This is a genomic window from Desertihabitans aurantiacus (assembly GCF_003344635.1).
Lineage (GTDB): Bacteria > Actinomycetota > Actinomycetes > Propionibacteriales > Propionibacteriaceae > Desertihabitans > Desertihabitans aurantiacus.
The window spans coordinates 1-3994 of record NZ_QPKK01000311.1 but is presented as its reverse complement, the minus strand read 5'-3'; the positions used below and the strand labels follow the sequence as shown (position 1 = coordinate 3994).

4 protein-coding genes are annotated in these 3994 nt (G+C 75.6%); all 4 read right to left on the bottom strand.

All coding sequences use genetic code 11. The features are described from left to right. The coding region (locus DVA66_RS17950) for an NAD(P)-dependent oxidoreductase (RefSeq protein ID WP_332872885.1) at positions 1-256 on the bottom strand (256 nt) is incomplete at its 3' end. 2 nt (positions 257-258) lie between these two features. After that, positions 259-642 carry a nitrite reductase small subunit NirD gene (gene nirD, locus DVA66_RS17945; protein ID WP_114561269.1) on the bottom strand — a complete coding sequence of 128 codons (384 nt, stop codon included), beginning with the start codon at positions 640-642 and terminating at the stop codon, positions 259-261. Next, positions 639-3311, bottom strand: a complete 2673-nt coding sequence (gene nirB / locus DVA66_RS17940; RefSeq protein WP_114561268.1) for a nitrite reductase large subunit NirB — start codon at positions 3309-3311, stop codon at positions 639-641. The genes nirD and nirB overlap by 4 nt, the downstream gene beginning before the upstream one ends. Before the next feature lie 10 nt (positions 3312-3321). Next, on the bottom strand, positions 3322-3994 hold a 673-nt coding region (locus DVA66_RS17935; RefSeq protein WP_198671915.1), incomplete at its 5' end, for a (2Fe-2S)-binding protein.

The window sequence follows — 3994 nt, the reverse complement described above, 5'->3', positions numbered from 1 at the left end:
CGAGCAGGCGGGCGTCCTCTCCCGCGCTGCCGGTGGCCACGGCCAGCAGCCAGCAGCCGTCCAGGTCGTCCTCCCCGGCGTCGCGGGGCAGCCAGCGCAGCCGTCCCTCCGCGGCCGGCTCGGTGACGTCCTCGCAGGCGTCGCGGGCCAGCACCGTCACCGCGGCGCCGCGGTCGAGCAGGTCGAGGGCCAGCGCGGCCGCCCGCGGTCCGCCGCCGGCGACCAGCACCGGACGTCCCGCCAGCTGGAGCTCCACGGTCAGGGCCTCGGGTCGAGACCGACGAGGACGACCCCGTCGCGGACCTCCACCGGCCAGGTCCGCAGGTGCCGCGGTTCTGCGCCCTGGGCGTCGAGGCACTCCCCGGTGCCGAGGTCGAACACCTGCTTGTACATCGGCCCGGCCAGCGTCAGCCGCTCGCCGCGGGTGCCGACCAGCCCGCGCGACATCACGTTGGCCCCCGAGTAGGGGTCGCGCTGCTGGACGACGTGGACCCGGTCGTCGACGGTGCGGAACAGGGCCACCTGCCGGCCGGCGACCAGCGCGGCCACCCCCCGCTCGGGCTGCAGGTCGGCCAGCCGGCAGACCGGCACCAGCGCGGTACCGGGTGCGGTGAGGACCTCGGGTGCGGTGCCGGTGCTCATCGGGAGACCTCCTCGACGTCGGTGCTGGGGGATGCCGCCTGGGCGGCCAGGCCGGCCGCGACGAGGCCGGGGTCGGAGCGCCGGGGCAGGTCGGGCCCGGCGATGAGGACCGCACCCGAGGCCCGCTCGCCCGGAGCGGCGGGGCGGATCTGGCCGCGCTCGGCCACGTACTGCAGCGAGTCGTCCACCTCCTCGGGAGCGTTGATGAAGGAGGTGAAGCGGCGCAGCTGGTCGGGGTCGGCGAGCACCGCGGCCCACTCGTCGGCGTAGCCGTCCACGTGGGCGGCCATCGCCTGCTCCAGGTCGGCGCCGATCCCCAGCGAGTCCTCGCAGACCACCGCGCGGACGGTGTCCAGCCCGCCCTCGAGGTCGTCCAGCCAGGGCGCGGTGCGCTGCAGCCGGTCGGCGGTGCGCACGTAGTACATGAGGAACCGGTCGATGTAGCGGACCAGGGTCTCGGTGTCGAGGTCGGTGGCCAGCAGCTGGGCGTGCCGGGGCGTGGCGCCGCCGTTGCCGCAGACGTAGAGGCCCCAGCCCTGCTCGGTGGCGATCACGCCGACGTCCTTGCCGCGGGCCTCCGCGCACTCCCGGGCGCAGCCGGAGACACCCATCTTCAGCTTGTGCGGGGAGCGCAGCCCGCGGTAGCGCAGCTCCAGCATCACCGCCAGCCCGACCGAGTCCTGCACCCCGTAGCGGCACCAGGTGGAGCCGACGCAGGACTTCACCGTGCGCAGCGACTTGCCGTAGGCGTGCCCGGACTCGAAGCCGGCGTCGACCAGCCGCCGCCAGACCGCCGGCAGCTGCTCCAGCCGGACGCCGAACAGGTCGATCCGCTGCCCGCCGGTGATCTTGGTGTAGAGCCCGAAGTCGCGGGCGACCTCGCCGATCGCGATCAGCCCCTCCGGGGTCACCTCGCCGCCGGGGATGCGCGGCACCACGGAGTAGGAGCCGTCCTTCTGCAGGTTGGCCAGCACGTGGTCGTTGGTGTCCTGCAGCGCCGCCTGCTCCCCGGCGAGGATGTGGCCGTTGCCGAGGGAGGCCAGCACGGAGGCCACCACCGGCTTGCAGATGTCGCACCCGCGGCCGCGGCCGTGCCGGGCGATGACCTCGCTGAAGGTGGTGAGCCGGGTCAGCCGGACCACCTCGAACAGCTCGGCGCGGGAGAGGTCGAAGTGCTCGCAGAGCGCCTTGCTGACCGTGACACCGGACTTCTCCAGCTCGGTCGTCATCAGCTTCTTCGCCACCGGCAGGCAGGAGCCGCAGCTGGTGCCCGCCTTGGTGCAGCCCTTGAGCGCGGCGAGGTCGCAGGCGCCGTCGGCCACCGCGCAGCGGATGGTGCCGGCGGTGACGTTGTTGCAGGAGCAGACCACGGCCTCGTCGGGCAGCTCCAGCGCACCTGCGCCGGCGGCGCCCTCGGGCACCAGCAGCGCGGCCGGGTCGACGCCGAGCCGGCGTCCGACCAGCGGGCGCAACGAGGCGTAGGCGCTGGCGTCGCCGACGAGGATGCCGCCGAGCAGCACCTCGGCGTCGTCGGACAGCACCAGCTTCTTGTAGACCGCGGCGCTGGGGTCGGCGTAGACCACCTCCAGCGCGCCGGGGGTGGTGGCGAAGGCGTCGCCGAAGGAGGCGACGTCGACGCCGAGCAGCTTGAGCTTGGTGGACAGATCGGCCCCGCCGAAGGTGGCCTCCCCGCCGAGCAGGCGGTCGGCCAGGATCTCGGCCATGGTGTAGCCCGGCGCGACCAGACCGAGGGTGGAGCCCTGGATGCAGGCCACCTCGCCGATCGCCGAGACGTGCGGGTCCTCGCTGCGGCAGCGGTCGTCGACCACCAGTCCGCCGCGGGGGCCGACGGGCAGCCCGGCCGCGCGGGCCAGCTCGTCGCGGGCCCGGATGCCGGCGGCGACCACGACGACGTCGACGTCGATGCCGGTCTCGTCGGTGAAGGTCATCGCGGCGACCCGGCCCTCGGCGTCGGGGAGGATCGCGGTGGTGCCGGTGCCGGTGCGGACGTCGATGCCCATGCCGGTGACGATCCGGCCCAGCGCCTGGCCGCCGCCCTCGTCGAGCTGGACCGCCATCATCCGCGGCGCGAACTCGACCACGGTGCTGTGCGCGCCCATCGACCGGCAGGCTCCGGCGGCCTCCAGCCCGAGCAGCCCACCGCCGATGACGGCGGCCCGCACCTGGCGCCCGCAGCGGCGCTCGGCGTCCTCGACCCAGCGCTGCAGGGCGGCGACGTCGTCGAGGGTGCGGTAGACGAAGACGCCGGGCAGGTCGGCGCCGGGGATCGGCGGGACGAAGGCGCTCGACCCGGTGGCCAGCACGAGCTCGTCGTAGCCGTGCACCTCCCCGGTGTCGGTGGTGACGGTGCGGGCCGCCCGGTCGAGGCCGACCACCCGCCGGCCGGTGAGCAGGCGGACCCGCGGGTCCTGCCACAGGGTCGGGTCGCCGAGCGCGAGCTCCTCGGCGCCGCGGCCGGAGAAGAAGGAGGTGAGGGCGACCCGGTCGTAGGGCGGGTGCGCCTCCTCACCGAGCACGGTGACGGCGAAGGCGCCCGCGGTGTCGCGCTGGAGCAGCGCCTCGACGAAGCGGGAGGCGACCATGCCGGCGCCGACGACCACCACGCGGGTGGCGTCGGAGGACGGGGTGTGAGCTGCGGCTTCGAGCATGGTCGAGACGCTAACCAGCCGACGTCACAGCGGCCGGCGCCGGCGGTGACGCCTGCGTGACGAGGTCCTCACAGGTCCCGTCGGCCGACGGTGAGGTGGCCGTGCCGGCCGGACGGAGCGCCTCGACCAGGGCGCAGACGTCGGCCCGGCAGCCGCCGCAGCCGGTGCTCGCCCGGGTCCGGGCGGCCACCTCCTCGGCCGTCTGGGCGCCGGCCCGGCAGGCCTCGGCGATGGTGTGCTTGGTGACGCCGTTGCACCGGCACACCACGGTGTCGTCGGGCAGCGCGGTGACCGGGACGGCGGTGCTCGCGGTGGCCGCCAGCGGGCTGAGCAGCAGCCGGGCCGGGTCGGCGGGCACGGGGGTGCCGCGGGTGTAGCAGGCGAGCAGCTCCGCGGCCACCTCCGGGTCGCCCAGGCAGGTCGCGCCGACCAGCCGGTCACCCTCGACCACCACCTGGACGTGCCGGCCGCGGTCGGGGTCGCTGAGCTGCAGCACCCGGGCCGAGCCGTCGCCGCGGGTGCCCATGGTGACGACGTCCAGCCCGTCGGCCTTGACCCGGACCACGTCGTCGGCGGTGCGGTCGCGCCGGCGCGGCAGGGCTCCCGGTCCGGTGCCGGTGGCCCGCAGCCGGGCGGCCAGCCGGGCCGCCTGCTCCCAGCCCTGGGCGACCAGCCCGGTGGCG

Bases quoted from the DNA above. Each gene is read 5' to 3' on its own strand.
- nirD (WP_114561269.1), bottom strand. From the start codon at position 642: ATGAGCACCGGCACCGCACCCGAGGTCCTCACCGCACCCGGTACCGCG.
- nirB (WP_114561268.1), bottom strand. From the start codon at position 3,311: ATGCTCGAAGCCGCAGCTCACACCCCGTCCTCCGACGCCACCCGCGTG.